11 protein-coding genes are annotated in these 14,417 nt (G+C 69.1%); 7 read left to right on the top strand and 4 right to left on the bottom strand.

Annotated elements, in window-relative coordinates; translation table 11 throughout:
* Position 1 precedes the first annotated feature (1 nt).
* Together CKW34_RS12860 and metH are read right to left on the bottom strand one after the other, a co-directional pair.
* Entirely contained in the window at positions 2–709 is a 708-nt protein-coding gene (locus CKW34_RS12860; protein ID WP_059384471.1) for an HAD family hydrolase, read from the bottom strand.
* Positions 702–4,271 carry a methionine synthase gene (gene metH / locus CKW34_RS12855; RefSeq protein WP_059384470.1) on the bottom strand — a complete coding sequence of 1,190 codons (3,570 nt, stop codon included), beginning with the start codon at positions 4,269–4,271 and terminating at the stop codon, positions 702–704. The genes CKW34_RS12860 and metH overlap by 8 nt, the downstream gene beginning before the upstream one ends.
* A gap of 51 nt (positions 4,272–4,322) precedes the next feature.
* Between metH and CKW34_RS12850 the strand changes: the two genes are divergently transcribed.
* Together CKW34_RS12850 and CKW34_RS12845 are read left to right on the top strand one after the other, a co-directional pair.
* On the top strand, positions 4,323–5,222 hold the full coding sequence (locus CKW34_RS12850) for a PAC2 family protein (RefSeq protein WP_059384469.1): 900 nt from the start codon (positions 4,323–4,325) through the stop codon (positions 5,220–5,222).
* Positions 5,219–6,364, top strand: a complete 1,146-nt coding sequence (locus CKW34_RS12845; RefSeq protein WP_059384468.1) for an MFS transporter — start codon at positions 5,219–5,221, stop codon at positions 6,362–6,364. The genes CKW34_RS12850 and CKW34_RS12845 overlap by 4 nt, the downstream gene beginning before the upstream one ends.
* A gap of 155 nt (positions 6,365–6,519) precedes the next feature.
* On the opposite strand, the gene CKW34_RS12840 is transcribed toward CKW34_RS12845, so the two are convergent.
* Positions 6,520–7,536, bottom strand: a complete 1,017-nt coding sequence (locus CKW34_RS12840; protein ID WP_059384467.1) for an AraC family transcriptional regulator — start codon at positions 7,534–7,536, stop codon at positions 6,520–6,522.
* 122 nt (positions 7,537–7,658) lie between these two features.
* Here CKW34_RS12840 and CKW34_RS12835 point away from each other — a divergent pair, with 122 nt between their 5' ends.
* Positions 7,659–8,567 carry an SDR family oxidoreductase gene (locus CKW34_RS12835; RefSeq protein ID WP_059384466.1) on the top strand — a complete coding sequence of 303 codons (909 nt, stop codon included), beginning with the start codon at positions 7,659–7,661 and terminating at the stop codon, positions 8,565–8,567.
* Between the two features lie 25 nt (positions 8,568–8,592).
* Here the strand turns inward: CKW34_RS12835 and CKW34_RS12830 are convergent, their stop codons facing one another.
* The gene (locus CKW34_RS12830; RefSeq protein WP_059384465.1) at positions 8,593–9,054 is read right to left on the bottom strand and encodes a 6,7-dimethyl-8-ribityllumazine synthase; all 462 of its coding nucleotides are present in this window, start codon (positions 9,052–9,054) and stop codon (positions 8,593–8,595) included.
* A gap of 120 nt (positions 9,055–9,174) precedes the next feature.
* Here CKW34_RS12830 and CKW34_RS12825 point away from each other — a divergent pair, with 120 nt between their 5' ends.
* The 4 genes from CKW34_RS12825 (at position 9,175) to CKW34_RS12810 (ending at position 14,414) form a co-directional block, all read left to right on the top strand.
* Positions 9,175–10,242: a helix-turn-helix domain-containing protein gene (locus CKW34_RS12825; RefSeq protein WP_059384514.1), complete on the top strand. Its 1,068-nt coding sequence runs from the start codon at positions 9,175–9,177 to the stop codon at positions 10,240–10,242.
* 72 nt (positions 10,243–10,314) lie between these two features.
* Positions 10,315–11,166 carry a trehalose-phosphatase gene (gene otsB, locus CKW34_RS12820; RefSeq protein ID WP_231921730.1) on the top strand — a complete coding sequence of 284 codons (852 nt, stop codon included), beginning with the start codon at positions 10,315–10,317 and terminating at the stop codon, positions 11,164–11,166.
* A 49-nt stretch (positions 11,167–11,215) separates the two neighbouring features.
* Complete coding sequence (locus CKW34_RS12815) at positions 11,216–13,633, top strand: glycoside hydrolase family 65 protein (RefSeq protein ID WP_174479678.1); 2,418 nt, start codon at positions 11,216–11,218, stop codon at positions 13,631–13,633.
* 16 nt (positions 13,634–13,649) lie between these two features.
* Positions 13,650–14,414 (top strand): HAD family hydrolase, encoded by a 765-nt coding sequence (locus tag CKW34_RS12810; protein WP_059384512.1) that lies wholly within the window; start codon positions 13,650–13,652, stop codon positions 14,412–14,414.
* The last annotated feature ends 3 nt before the right edge of the window (positions 14,415–14,417 follow it).

The following is a 14,417-nucleotide window of genomic DNA, read 5'->3' as shown; positions in this document are numbered from 1 at the left end:
CTCAGGACACCCCCGCCCCGTGCAGCTCGTGCAGATCCTCGGCGCTCAACCCCTCGAGGGTGGACCGGAACACCCGCCGCTCCGAGCCGGGCACCTCCACCAGCGACGGCACCACCAGCACCGTGCACCCGGCCGCATCCGCCGCGGCCGCCCCGGTCGGGGAATCCTCCACCGCCAGGCACTGCGCCGGATCCAGCCCGAGCAACTCCGCAGCCCGACGGTAGGGCGCCGGATCCGGCTTGCCGGCCGGCACCTCGTCCCCGCACACCGAATGATCGAAATGCTCGCGGCCCAAGGTCTCGAGGGCCACCTCGCACAACGCCCGCTCGGTATTGGTCACCAGCACCGACCCCAACCCGGCCTCACGGACGGTGCGCAGCGCAGCCTGCGCGCCGGGCCGCCACGTGAGTCCGTCGGCGAACAACCGGCCCATGTAGCCGGTCAACCACGCCGCCGCAGCCGCCGCCTCGTCCGGGGTCGGTTCCAGACCCAGCCCGGCGAAGGTACGCAGCACCGCCAGATCCATCGGCCCACCGATCGTGGAGATGCGGGTCTCGTCGCTCATCGGCCCACCGAGATGCAACGACAACTCGTGCATCCCGATGTCCCACAAGCGTTCCGATTCGAGCAGGGTGCCGTCCATGTCCCACAGCACCGCCCGCAGCGCACCGGTCTGCACCGCGAGCGGCGCCTCCACCCGATCAGACATTGAAGTACTTCGCCTCCGGGTGGTGCAGCACGAACGCATCGGTGGACTGCTCGGGATGCAACTGCAACTCCTCGGACAACTCCACCCCGATCCGCTCGGGTTCGAGCAACTCGACCAGCTTGATGCGGTCCTCGAGATTCGGACACGCGCCGTAACCGAACGCGAACCGGGCGCCGCGATAGGCGAGCTTGAAGTACTCCGCGACCTCCTCCGGATCCTCGTCCGCCGCCGTGCCGCCCTCGGCGAACGCCAGCTCCTGCCGCACCCGCCGATGCCAGTACTCGGCCAGCGCCTCGGTCAGCTGCACACCGATGCCGTGCACTTCGAGATAGTCGCGGTACGAATTCGACGCGAACAGCTCGTTCGCGAAGTCCGCGATCGGCTGCCCCATCGTCACCAGCTGGAACGGCCACACATCCACCTGACCCGACGCGATCGCATCCTCCCGCGACCGCACGAAATCGGCGATGCACAGGAACCGCGAACGCTGCTGCCGCGGGAAGGTGAACCGGTAGCGCTCGGGCGCATCCGGACGCGGCTCGGTCAGCACCACCACGTCGTCACCCTCGGACACCGCCGGGAAGTAGCCGTACACCACCGCCGCGTGCTGCAGGATGCCCTCGGTAGCCAACCGGTCCAGCCAGTACCGCAACCGTGGCCGGCCCTCGGTCTCCACGAGTTCCTCGTAGGTCGGGCCGTCGCCGCCGCGCTGCCCACGCAACCCCCACTGCCCCAGGAACAGCGCACGCTCGTCGATCAGCGCCGCATAGTCGGCCAGCGGGATGCCCTTGATCACCCGGGTGCCCCAGAACGGCGGCGTCGGCACCGGCAGATCCTTCGCGACATCACTGCGCTCGGGGATCTCCACCGGCGTCTCCGCGGCCTTGCGCTTCTCCGCGATCCGCTTGCTGCGCTCGTGCCGCTCCTTGCGCTCGGCGGCCTTGCGGGCAGCCTCGATCGCCTCCGGGCTGTCCGGCGCCGGACCCTCACCACGCTTCTCCGCCATGACCCGGTCCATCAACGACAGACCCTCGAACGCATCGCGTGCGTAGGAGACCTTGCCCTCGTAGACCTCCGCCAGATCGTTCTCGACGTAGCTGCGGGTCAGCGCCGCACCACCGAGCAACACCGGGAACTGCTCGGCGACCCCGCGAGCGTTGAGCTCCTCGAGGTTCTCCTTCATCACCACGGTCGACTTCACCAGCAGACCCGACATGCCGATCACATCGGCGCGCTTGTCCACCGCCGCGTCGAGGATCGTCGCGATCGGCTGCTTGATACCGAGGTTGACCACCTCGTAGCCGTTGTTCGACAGGATGATGTCCACGAGATTCTTGCCGATGTCGTGCACATCGCCCTTGACCGTCGCCAGCACGATCCGGCCCTTGCCCTCGTCGCCGGTCGACTCCATGTGCGGCTCCAGGAACGCCACCGCGGTCTTCATCACCTCGGCGGACTGCAGCACGAACGGCAACTGCATCTGTCCCGACCCGAACAGCTCACCGACCGTCTTCATGCCCGACAGCAGCGTGTCGTTGATGATCGCCAGCGGCGGCGTGGTCTTCATCGCCTCGGTCAGATCGTCCTCGAGACCGTTGCGCTCCCCGTCGACGATGCGCCGCTCGAGCCGCTCGAACAGCGGCAACGCGGCCAGTTCCTGCGCGCGCGACTCGCGTGCCGACGCCGCCGACACACCCTCGAACAGCTCCATCAGCTTCTGCAGCGGGTCGTACCCCTCGCGGCGCCGGTCGTACACCAGATCCAGCGCGACCTGCCGCTGCTCCTCCGGGATCCGCGCCATCGGCAGGATCTTCGACGCGTGCACGATCGCCGTGTCCAGCCCCGCCTCGGTGCACTCGTGCAGGAACACCGAGTTCAGCACCTGCCGCGCCGCCGGATTCAGACCGAACGACACATTCGAGATACCGAGGGTGAAGTGCACCTCCGGGTGCGCCTCGTGGATGCGGCGGATCGCCTCGATCGTCTCGATCGCATCGCGCCGCACCTCCTCCTGGCCCGTGGAGATCGGGAAGGTCAACGCATCGACGATGATGTCCTGCGGCGACAGCCCCCACTTGCCGGTCAGATCGGTGATCAGCCGCTCGGCGATGCGCACCTTGTGCTCGGCGGTGCGGGCCTGGCCCTCCTCGTCGATGGTCAGCGCGACCACCGCCGCGCCGTGCTCGACGACGTGCTCCATGATCCGCTCGAACCGCGAACCCGGGCCGTCACCGTCCTCGTAGTTCACCGAGTTCACCGCGCAACGGCCACCGAGATGCTCGAGGCCGGCCTTGATCACATCCGGCTCCGTCGAGTCGATCATGATCGGCAGCGTCGACGATGTCGCGAACCGCGATGCCAACTCCGCCATGTCCGCCGCCCCGTCACGCCCGACATAGTCGACGTTCAGGTCCAGCATGTGTGCGCCGTCGCGGATCTGATCCTTCGCGATGTCCAGGCACTTCTGCCAGTCCGCGGCCAGCATCGCCTCGCGGAACGCCTTGGACCCGTTCGTGTTGGTGCGCTCACCGATCATCAGGATCGACGCATCCTGCTCGAACGGCACCGCGGTGTACAGCGACGACACACCCGGCTCCGGATGCGCGGCGCGCGGCGCCGGCTGCAGCCCGCGCACCGCCTCGGCGACCTGCCGGATGTGCTCGGGGGTGGTGCCGCAGCAGCCACCGACGAAAGTCAGTCCATAGTCGGAGACGAAGCCGGCCAGCGCCTCGGCGAGTTCCTCCGGCTGCAGCGGGTACTCGGCGCCGTTCGCGCCCAGCACCGGCAGACCGGCGTTCGGCATCACCGACACCGGGATCGTGGCGTGCTGCGACAGGTACCGCAGGTGCTCGCTCATCTCCGCCGGACCGGTCGCGCAGTTCAACCCGATCAGGTCGATGCCGAGCGGTTCGAGGGCGGTCAGCGCGGCACCGATCTCGGAGCCGAGCAGCATCGTGCCGGTGGTCTCCACCGTCACGTGGGTGACGATCGGGATCCGGCGACCGGCCTGCTCCATCGCCCGCTTGCTGCCGATGATCGCGGCCTTCGCCTGTAGCAGGTCCTGGCAGGTCTCCACGAGGATCGCGTCGGCGCCCCCGTCGAGCATGCCCAGCGCCGCCTCACCGTAGGCGTCGCGCAGCGCAGCGAACGGCGCGTGCCCGAGGGTGGGCAGCTTCGTGCCTGGACCCATCGACCCGATCACCATGCGGGCCATGCCGTCGGCGCCGGGACCCATCTCGTCGGCGACCTCGCGGGCGAGGCGGGTACCGAGCTCGGACAGCTCACGGATGCGGTCGGCGATGTCGTAGTCGGCGAGGTTGGGCAGGTTGCAGCCGAAGGTGTTCGTCGAGACGACGTCGGAGCCGGCCTCGAAGTACGCCCGGTGGATCCCCCGGATCACATCGGGACGAGATTCGTTGAGGATCTCGTTGCACCCCTCCAAACCGCGGAAGTCGTCGAGCGACAGATCCGCGGCCTGCAACATGGTGCCCATCGCCCCGTCTCCGATGACAACGCGCTGGGTCAGCGCATCGAGCAGGACAGAATGAAGTGGGGTGGACATGCCCTTCAGACTAGTGGGCGCCCGGATCGGCCCGGGTCGTAGGCTGGACGAGTGAGTACACCCGAGTATCCCGAGACCCCGGACCAGGACGTCCCCGTCCTGCGAGATCCGGTGCTCGTCGCCGCCTTCGAGGGGTGGAACGACGCCGGCGACGCCGCCAGCGGCGCCGTCGAGCACCTCGAGCTGATCTGGGACGCCGAGCCCTTCGCCGAGCTGGACTCCGAGGAGTACTACGACTACCAGGTCAACCGGCCACAGGTCCGACTCGTGGACGGCGTCACCCGCGAGATCGACTGGCCCACCACCAGACTGTCGCTGTGCTCCCCGCCCGGTAGCGACCGCGACGTCGTCCTGCTGCACGGCATCGAGCCGAGCATGCGCTGGCGCAGCTTCTGCGACGCCATCATCGAACTCGTCGACGAGTTCGAGGTCCACACCGTCGTCCTCCTCGGCGCGCTGCTCGCCGACACCCCGCACACCCGCCCGGTCCCGGTGACCGGCACCGCCTACAGCTCCGAGGCTGCCGAACGGTTCAAGCTGCAGACCTCCCGCTACGAAGGACCCACCGGCATCACCGGTGTGCTGCAGGACGCCTTCGTGCGCGCGGGCATCCCCGCGGTGTCGTTCTGGGCGGCGATCCCCCACTACGTGTCGAACCCACCGAACCCCAAGGCCACCGTCGCGCTGCTGCGCCGGGTCGAGGACGTCCTCGACCTCGAGGTACCCCTCGGCGAACTCCCCCTCCTCGCCGAGGAGTGGGAACAGACCGTCACCGACATGATCGAGGACGACGAGGAGATCGCCGAGTACGTGCGCACCCTCGAGGAGCGCGGCGACGCCGAGGCCGAGGAGGACATCTCCGAGGTCATCGCCAAGATCGACGGCGACGCCCTCGCCGCCGAGTTCGAACGCTATCTGCGGCGACGGGGCCCCGGCGGCTTCAACAAGTGAGGGATCTGCGCGAACCGCTGCAGCGCACGGCGCTGTACGCGGGAGGATTCCTCGGGCCCTTCGGCGGCAGTGTCGTCGTGTCGATGCTGCCGGAGATCGGCGCCGACACCGGTGTGTCCACCGGCACGGCCGCGACGACGGTCACCGCCTATCTCGGTGTGTTCGCGGCCGCAATGCTGTTCTCCGGCACCCTCGGTGCGAGGTGGGGGCGCGTCCGCACCGTGCGCACCGCCTATCTCGTCTACGCGGCGGTCTCGATCGCCGCGGCGCTGGCGCCGACCTTCTCGGTGCTCATCGGCACCCGCATGCTGCAGGGCGCCGCCAATGCGTTCACCACACCACTGCTGCTCGCGGCGCTGGCCGTCATCACGCCGAAGGACAGGCTCGGCCGCGCGCTCGGATTGTTCGGGGCGATGCAGGCCGCCGGTCAGACCGTCGCCCCACTGATCGGCGGTCTCGCCGCCGAGGTGAGCTGGCGATGGGCGTTCGTCGTGCTCGCCGGCGCCGCGCTGCTCCTGGCGCTCGCCGGCCTACCCGAATCGGTGCGCGACGACCCGTCCGGTACCACCCGGGCCCGTCTGCGTGACGCGCTGACCCCGCGTGTCCTGCGTATCGGGCTGGTCGCGTTGCTCGGTTGGGGTGCTCTCGGTGGGCTCGGATTCCTCCTCGCCTTCCGGGTCGAGGACGACTTCGGGTTGTCCCCGTCCGAACGCGGCGTGGTACTCACCGTGTTCGGTCTCGCCGGCATCCTCAGTTCCCGGCCGGTCGGGATGCTCATCGACCGCGTCGGTGCCCGGGCGATCGTGCTCATCGGTGCGGTGAGCGGCGCAGCGCTGGTCGTGGTCGTCGGTACCGTCCCGTGGCTCGTCGTGCTCGGCGTCGCGTGGTTCGTGGCGGGTATCGCTTCGCAGTTCATCCTCGTCGGGGTCAACGCCGCAGTACTCGGCGGGCCGGGCGGCAACCGCGGTGGCGCGGTGTCCGTGGTGCAGGCCTTCCGCTTCGGCGGTGCGGCCTTCTCCCCTCTCCTGCTGACACCGGTGTACGGCGCCGATCCGATTCTCGCGTTCCTGCTGCCAGCTGCGCTGCTCGGTGTGCTCGTTCCCCTGGCCATGACTCGACGTCCGGAGCCATCGAGCGGCTGATCCGATCCCCGGCCTTCTTGGCGGTGGATGTTGTCGATCGCTGATGCCTTGATGAGTGGTGACCACATTGGGAGGAGGATGAGTTCGTTTTTTCCAGGGTTTCCGTATTGTTCAGAATAATTCCAAGAGGCTCTCGAAGCGGTCGCGTCGTGACATCAGACCGAGCGTCTCTCCCGTCGTCGCCCACCCGGCGTGCGGCCGGTCCACCGCTTGAACGCCACCGAGAAACTCGAGGCGTCGGCGTAGCCCAGACGGTGCGCCACCCTCTCCACCGGCAGGCCCGCATCCAGCAGCTCCCCCGCCATCGTCCCCAGTGTCTCGGCCACGATCGCCCGGTACGAGGTCCCCTCCTCCCCCAGCTGCCGCCGGAGGGTACGCACGCTCGACCCCAGCTCCGCCGCCACCTGGTCCTGGGTGGGGCCCTCGGCGGCCCGGCGCAACAACACCTCACGCACGCGGGCACCGAGCTCGCCGTGATTCTGTCTGCGCTGCAGCAGATCCGCGCACTCCCGCAGCAGCACGGCGGCCGCCTCGGGGCTCGCGGTCGGCATGGGCCTATCCAACGCCCGCGCGTCCACCACCACCGCATGCGTCGACGCCGTCGTCTCCACCCGCAGACCCCGGTCGCGGAACACCGGCGCAACCCGCTCACCGAGCGATTCGGCCACCTCGATGCGACGCACCTCCGACCGTTGCCCCCACAGCGCACTCCAGTGGGCGAGGATCCCCGAGACGTCCCGTTCCAGCAGGAAGCCCCGGAGCTGTGCCGGCACGTGCCGGTCGTCGAGGCAGAAGCGGACCTCGTCGCCCGCATATTCCAGGGCGGCGCGCGAGAAGGCGAAGGTGAGGTCGAAGAAGCGGGTACCCACCTCGATGCCGTCGCGCACCGTCGCACAGCTCATCAGGGCGTAACCGAAGATCCCGTGCACCGCCGCCTGGTACCGCAGGCCGAGGGCGAACCCCTCCCCGGGCCGGTCGTCCAGCGCGGCCACGAGATTCGCGATGACGGCCAATTCCTGGTCGTCGGTGATCTCCCCGCCCGGATCGGTGATCTGCTCCTCCCCCAGTCCGGTACCCGCGAGCAGCGTGGCAGCGTCGATCCCGCGCTCACGTCCGAACGCCACCATCAGGGCCGCGCTCGTCGCCGCACGGCGGGAGGTCCAGGGGTTCACGAGGCTCCATCCTCGGCAGCGTGGCCGAAATTCTCAAGAACCTGCCGATAGTGGCATGGATCACGGAGCTCTCCGTTCGTAGCGTCGTTCCCACAAGCCCAGCGAGGAAAGGACGACACGACATGAGCCCGAACGTGCACGGCAAGAGGGTTGTCATCACCGGCGGAGCACGCGGCATCGGACAGGCGACGGCCGAAGCCCTCGTCGCGGCCGGCGCGCGCGTGGCCATCGGCGACATCGACAAGGATCTCGTGCAGGACACCGCCGCCCGGATCGGTGCGCGCTTCGGCACCACGGTGCTCGGACTGCCCCTCGACGTCACCGACCGGGGATCCTTCGACGAGTTCCTCAGCCTGGCCAACATGGAGTTCGGCGGGATCGACGTGCTCGTCAACAACGCCGGCATCATGCCCACCGGGGCGTTCCTCGAGGAGACCGACGCGGTCACCGACCGGCAGATCGACGTCAATGTCCGCGGCGTGATCCTGGGGTCGAAGCTGGCCGCCGCGCGCTTCACCGACCAGGGCTACGGGCACATCGTCAATCTCGGCTCCGTCGTGGGCATCGAAGGCGCCCCCGGCCTCGCGGTGTACTCCGCGACCAAGCACGCGGTGATCGGCCTCGGATCGGTGCTGCGCCAGGAGCTCGCCGGCTCGAACATCGTGGTCTCCACGATCGCCCCGGGCTTCGTGCGCACCGAACTGATCGCGGGTATGAAGCCGAACGCACTCATCGAGAAGCTCGCGATGGTCGGCCCCGAGGAGGTCGCTGCCGCGATCGTGCAGGTGATCGCGACAGCCCGTCCCGGCCTGCGGTACGTGCCGCGCACGGCGGGAGCGATCCTCGGAGCGCTGAAGGCGGTGCCGGAGGCGACCCGTCACCGCATCTCCGCGGCGTTCGGTCTGCAGTCGCTCGCACTGAACACCGACGAGACCGCACGGGCTGCCTACCGTCGGCGCACCGAGGCTCCGAACCCGGTGGTGGCCGGCGAGAACTCGGTGGCGAAGGATCCCTCCGGCAGCGCACGCTGATCCGACACGCGCTGCCGGTCGGGGCTCAGTCTCCGGTCGGCAGCGCGCGCAGCGAGCGCACCGTGGCGTCGACGGCACGAGCCGCCTCGGCGCCCTTCTTGACGAAGTGCCGCGTGAAGTACTCGACGTGCTCGTCGTGCTCGTGGAAGTTGTGCGGGGTGAGCACGACGGAGAAGACCGGCACATCGGTGTCGAGCTGGACCCGCATGAGGCCGTCGATCACCGCGGTGGCGACGAAGTCGTGCCGGTAGATGCCGCCGTCGACGACCAGCCCCGCCGCCACGATCGCGTCGTAGCGTCCGGTCTTCGCCAGCCGCTTCGCGTGCAGCGGGATCTCGAAGGCGCCGGGGACCTCGAAGAAGTCCAGCGCGTCCTGCGAGACGCCGAGGCGGGTGATCTCGTCGGTGAAGCCTGTGCGTGCCTGGTCGACGATGTTGCGGTGCCAGGTCGCCTGAACGAACGCGATGCGCCCGGTGATGTCGGTCATGGTCACGAAACTAGCGCATGCCCCGTCATATTTTGCGGTGCGGGAGGGGCGTTGTTCCGACCTATGAGATTTCGTTTATTTCTCTTTTCCGTCAGGCACAGAGTGACTACGGTGGTGGATGTGACACAACCGGCTCCCGTCCCCGAGAACACCGTCGGTCCCCGCCCCGAGCGGTACATCGACATCTACCGCCGCGCCACCGCCCGACTCGAGGCGTGCCTGCCGCTCGGCTGGTCGCTGTCGAGCGACCGTCCTCGCTCCCCCGAGGCACCCACCCGGATGCTCGTCACCGCCCCCGACGGCGACACCGTGTCCTTCTCCGTGGTCGCCTCCCGCGGCGTACTCTCCGGCGACGTCGCGCGCATCGCCGCCGACCTGTCCGACTCCGACCGCGGCTTCGTGTGCGCCCACTATCTGTCCGATCCGGTGCGGCGCCAGCTCGACCGGCACGGCATCTCCTACGCCGACGCGACCGGCAACCTCTCGCTCGTCGCGAACCGCCCGGCGGTGTGGGTACGCGACCGCGGCGCCGACGCCGACCCGTGGCGCGGCCCGGGCCGCCCGTCGGGAGTGCTCACCGGCGAACCGTCCGACCGAGTGGTGCGTGCGCTCGCCGATCACGTCGGGGAGATCTCCGTCCCGGAACTGATCAAGCTGTCCGGCGCGTCCACCGGCGCGACCTACCGCGTCGTGGAGGTGCTCGTCGAACGCGAGCTCGTGCGCCGGGTCCCGCGCGGCCCGATCGTCGAGGTGCGCTGGGAACCGATGCTGCGGGCCTGGGCCGCAGAGCGGAAGGTGTGCGCGGTCCGGCGGTTCACCGCCCCCGAGGGCGTCACCGCGACCCGCGCGCGACTGGCCGAGCGCATCGACATTCCCTACGCACTCACCGGGGTCGGCGCCACCGACTACGCGGCGCCGGCTCTGCTCGAGGTCTACGCCGACGACCCCGACGACTTCGCCGACAGTCTCGGTCTGCGCCCGGTCGAGCACGGCGGCGACGTCGTGGTGGCGATTCCCTGGTCACCGGTGGTCTTCGAACGGATGGACCGTCGCGGCGGACTGCGCCATGCCGCCGCCTCGCACGTCTACGCCGACCTGCTGGCGGGCCCGTTCCGCAACGACGATGCCGCCGAACACGTCCGCTCCCGGCTCACCGCGGACGAACATTGGCGGCGCCCGGTCCGCTGACCACCGGATCCGGCCGATCCCCCTCCCCGGATCCTCGGCCGAGCCTTTCGATCTTTGTGTACGGTGCGAACCATGACGGGTCGCCGCGACGACAGGAGTACCGATCAGATGACCGCGCCGCGCATCGTGGAGGACCTACCGTCGGCACTCGACGGCGCCGCCCTGTCCGACCGTCTCGCCGGTCGCCGGCCCGCGGTCTTCCTCGACTACGACGGTGTGCTCACCCCGATCGTCGCCCGCCCCGAGGACGCGGTGTGGTCGGATTCCATGCGCCGCACCGTCCGTGAACTCGCCGACCGCGTGTCGGTGTGCATCGTCACCGGACGCGACCGCGACGTCGTCCAACAGCTCATGGGGGTCGACGATCTCGTCGTCGCCGGCAGCCACGGTTTCGACATCTGGAGCCCCACCGACGGGCAGATCGCCCACGACGTCCTCGCCGACTTCACCGATCTGATCGCCGAGACCACCGAGACCTTGCGCACCCGCCTGGACGGTCTCGACGGCGTCGGCATCGAACCGAAGCGCGCGTCGGTCGCCGTGCACTACCGGCAGGCCTCCCCCGAGGTGCACGACCGGGTGGGCGCGATCGTCGAGACCCTGCTGCAGGAGAACGCCGACCGGCTCGCTGTGGTGCCGGGAAAGATGGTCTACGAACTCAAACCGGCCGTGGACTGGAACAAGGGCAAGGCGGTCCTGCACCTGATCGATGTCCTCGGTCTCGCCTCCGACGACGTCGTGCCGCTCTATCTCGGCGACGACATCACCGACGAGGATGCCTTCCGGGCGTTGCGGGGTCGTGGCATCGGGATCCTGGTCGGCAGTCCCGACGACCCGGAGATGGCCGGGCGCCGCACCGACGCCGAGTTCGTCCTCGCGTCGGTCGACGACGTCGAACGTTTCCTGTCGACTCTGGGGAGATGACAGCGCTGCCGGACAGTTCGTGTCGCCTACGACCCGCCAGGAGGTTCGCGTGTACGACCCGGAGTTCACCCTCGACTACGACGGTTTCGACCCCGACGACGAACCCCTGCGCGAGGCCCTGACGTCGACGGGCAACGGCTACTTCTGTTCGCGGGGCACCGCCGAGTGGGAGGACATGGGCGAGGTCCACTATCCGGGGACCTACGCGCATCGCTGCTACAACCGCGAGACCACCATCATGGGCGGCAGCCCGGTCCTGAACGAGGATCTGGTCAATCTCCCGAACTGGCTCGTGCTGAAATTGCGCATCGACGGCGGTGAGGCGATCCGCCTGGCGCACGTGGAGATCCTCGACTACCGGCACGTCTACGACATCCGCACCGCCACGGTGGTCCGCGAACTGCGGTTCCGGGATCGGCACGGCCGCGAGACGTCGCTGCGCAGCAGACGGTTCGTGAGCATGGAGCATCCGAACCAGGGGGCGCTCGAATGGTCGCTGACCCCGGAGAACTGGTCGGGACGGGTCGAGATCGTCACCGCCCTCGACGGCCGGGTCTCCAACCGCGCCGTGGCCCGCTACCGCGATCTCGAGGCGCGGCACCTCGATCCGGTCTCGCCGCGCACCTACGGTCCCGAGGCGATCGCGCTGAAGGTGCAGATCCGTCAGTCCGACACCTACATCGCCCAGGCCGCCCGCACCCGGGTGTTCCGGGAGGGCTCGGACGGGGCGATGCTCGTCGACCGCGATCTGTACCAGATGGAGGACTACATCCAGCAGGTCCTCTCCTTCGACATCGCCGAAGGCTCGACGGTGCGCATCGAGAAGATGGTGGCGATGTTCACCTCCCGCGACGATGCGATCACCGAGCCCCTCGCGTCGGCGGGCCGGCACGTGTTGCGCTATCCGGATTTCGCCGAGACGTACGACGAGCACGTCGCGGCGTGGGACGAGTTGTGGGACATCTGCGACATCCGGCTGCCGCGGGAGCCGCGCGCGCAGTTGCTGTTGCGTCTGCACGTCTCGCATGTGCTGCAGGTCTGTTCCCGGCACACCGCGCGCCTCGACGCCGGCGTGCCGGCACGCGGACTCAACGGCGAGGCCTATCGCGGGCACGTGTTCTGGGACGAGTTGTTCGTCTATCCCTTCCTGAACATGCGGGTCCCCGAGATCACCAAGGGACTGATCCTCTACCGCTACCGCCGGTTGGGCGAGGCGCAGGCCGCGGCGAGCGAGGCCGGTTACCGCGGCGCGATGTTCCCCTGGCAGAGCGGCAGCGACGGCACCGAGGAGACCCAGACGGTCCACCTCAACCCGATGTCGGGGCAATGGGATCCGGACCTGAGCCGGAACCAGCGCCACGTCAGCGCCGCGATCTTCTACAACGTGTGGCACTACTACCAGGCCACCGACGACGTCGACTTCCTGGCCGACTACGGAGCCGAGATGATGCTCGAGATCGCGCGGTTCTGGGCGTCGATTGCGCACTACAACCCCGAGCGGGACCGCTACGAGATCCACGGGGTGATGGGTCCGGACGAGTTCCACGAACGGTATCCAGGGGCCACCGAGGCCGGGCTGCGCAACAACGCGTACACGAACGTGATGGTCGCGTGGATCTCCGCGCGCGCCCTGGACGTCTTCGAGGTGCTGTCGAAGAGCCGGCGGACGGCCCTGCGGGCCCGGTTGCGCGTCACCGACGAGGAACTGCGGACCTGGTCGGAGATGAGCCGGAAGATGTTCGTGCCCTACCACGACGGGGTGATCAGCCAGTTCGAGGGCTACGAGGATCTCGAAGAACTCGACTGGGAGCACTACCGCACGAAGTACGGCAACATCGGTCGGATGGACCGCATCCTGCGTGCCGAGGGCCGCGACCCGGACGCCTACAAGGTCGCCAAGCAGGCCGACACGGTGATGTTGTTCTTCCTGTTCGACGATGCCGAGTTGCGCCAGGTATTCGAACAGCTCGGTTATCCCTACGATCGCGACCTCGTGCGCCGCACCGTCGACTACTACGACCAGCGCACCTCGCACGGGTCGACGCTCAGTCACGTGACGTTCGCCGGTGTGCTCGCCACCTTCGACCCGCAATCGTCGTGGCTGCGGTTCAAGCTCGCGATCGAGAGCGATGTCAGCGACCTGCAGCGCGGCACCACCAAGGAAGGCATCCACATGGGGGTCATGGGCGGCACCCTCGATCTGCTGCAGCGCTACTACGTCGGTGCCCGCGCGTACGGCGACGTGCTCGTCTTCCGGCCCAAGCTGGTCTCGCACCTCGACGGGGTGTCGTTCTCCATGCGGTACCGCGGCACTCCCCTGCGGGTGCGGATCGACGGCGACAAGCTGTCGGTGCGCGCCGAGACCGAAGGCTTCCGGGTGCCGGTGCAGGTCGCGGTCGACGGCGAACTCGTCGAACTCGGTGCCGGCGACTCGCACGAGTTCCGGCTCGCCGCCGTCCCGGCCTGACCGCGAGGAGGACATCGTGGCCGAAACGCAGTCGCGGTTCCGGGCGGTGATCTTCGACGTCGACGGGGTGCTCGTCGATTCACCGCACGAGACGGCGTGGCGGGAGGCGCTGGCGGAGTTGATGACCGGTGACTGGCGCGACCTGCAGCCCGAGACCTCCTGGCAGGAGGACGCGTTCACCGCGGAGGTGTATCGGCAGGTGCTGTCGGGCCGGCAGCGGATGGACGGTGCCCGCGCCGCCCTCGAATACTTCGCGGTGCCCGACGCCGAGCGTCGCGCGGTCGACTACGCCGAGCGCAAGCAGGCCCGGTTGCTGCGGTTGATCGACGAGCGCCGGTTCCGCGCCTACGACGACGGGGTGCGCTTCGTCGCGGCCGTGCAGGCGGCGGGGATCGCGGTGGCCGCGGCGTCCTCGTCGAAGAACGCCGGCCTGTTCCTGCGGGCGATCCCCGCCCATGATCGTCCCGGCGAGACGCTGCTCGACCGGTTCGACGCGGATCTGTCCGGCCGCCCGGTCGCCCACGGCAAACCCGACCCGGAACTGTTCCTCACCGCCGCCGACGAACTCGGGGTGCCCGCGCAGGCGTGCGTGGTCGTCGAGGACGCGATCAGCGGGATCCGGGCGGCGAAGGCCGGCGGCATGTGGGCGCTCGGTGTCGCCCGGTTCGACGACGCCGCCGACCTCGAGGACGCGGGCGCCGATCTGGTGGTGACCTCCCTCGACGAGGTGGACGTCGACGCCTTCACCGCCGGGCGCCTGGCCCGCCGCGGATCGGTGTGACGC

The sequence above is a fragment of the Rhodococcus rhodochrous genome (assembly GCF_900187265.1).
GTDB classification, from domain to species: domain Bacteria; phylum Actinomycetota; class Actinomycetes; order Mycobacteriales; family Mycobacteriaceae; genus Rhodococcus; species Rhodococcus rhodochrous.
The sequence above is the reverse complement of the archived record's forward strand: the minus strand, read 5'-3'. Positions and strand labels throughout refer to the sequence as shown.

What these genes read in the sequence shown, in the direction of transcription:
- CKW34_RS12860 (WP_059384471.1), bottom strand. Translation starts at nt 709, where the DNA reads ATGTCTGATCGGGTGGAGGCGCCGCTCGCGGTGCAGACCGGTGCGCTG.
- metH (WP_059384470.1), bottom strand. Translation starts at nt 4,271, where the DNA reads ATGTCCACCCCACTTCATTCTGTCCTGCTCGATGCGCTGACCCAGCGC.
- CKW34_RS12835 (WP_059384466.1), top strand. Translation starts at nt 7,659, where the DNA reads ATGAGCCCGAACGTGCACGGCAAGAGGGTTGTCATCACCGGCGGAGCA.
- CKW34_RS12830 (WP_059384465.1), bottom strand. Translation starts at nt 9,054, where the DNA reads ATGACCGACATCACCGGGCGCATCGCGTTCGTTCAGGCGACCTGGCAC.
- otsB (WP_231921730.1), top strand. Translation starts at nt 10,315, where the DNA reads ATGACGGGTCGCCGCGACGACAGGAGTACCGATCAGATGACCGCGCCG.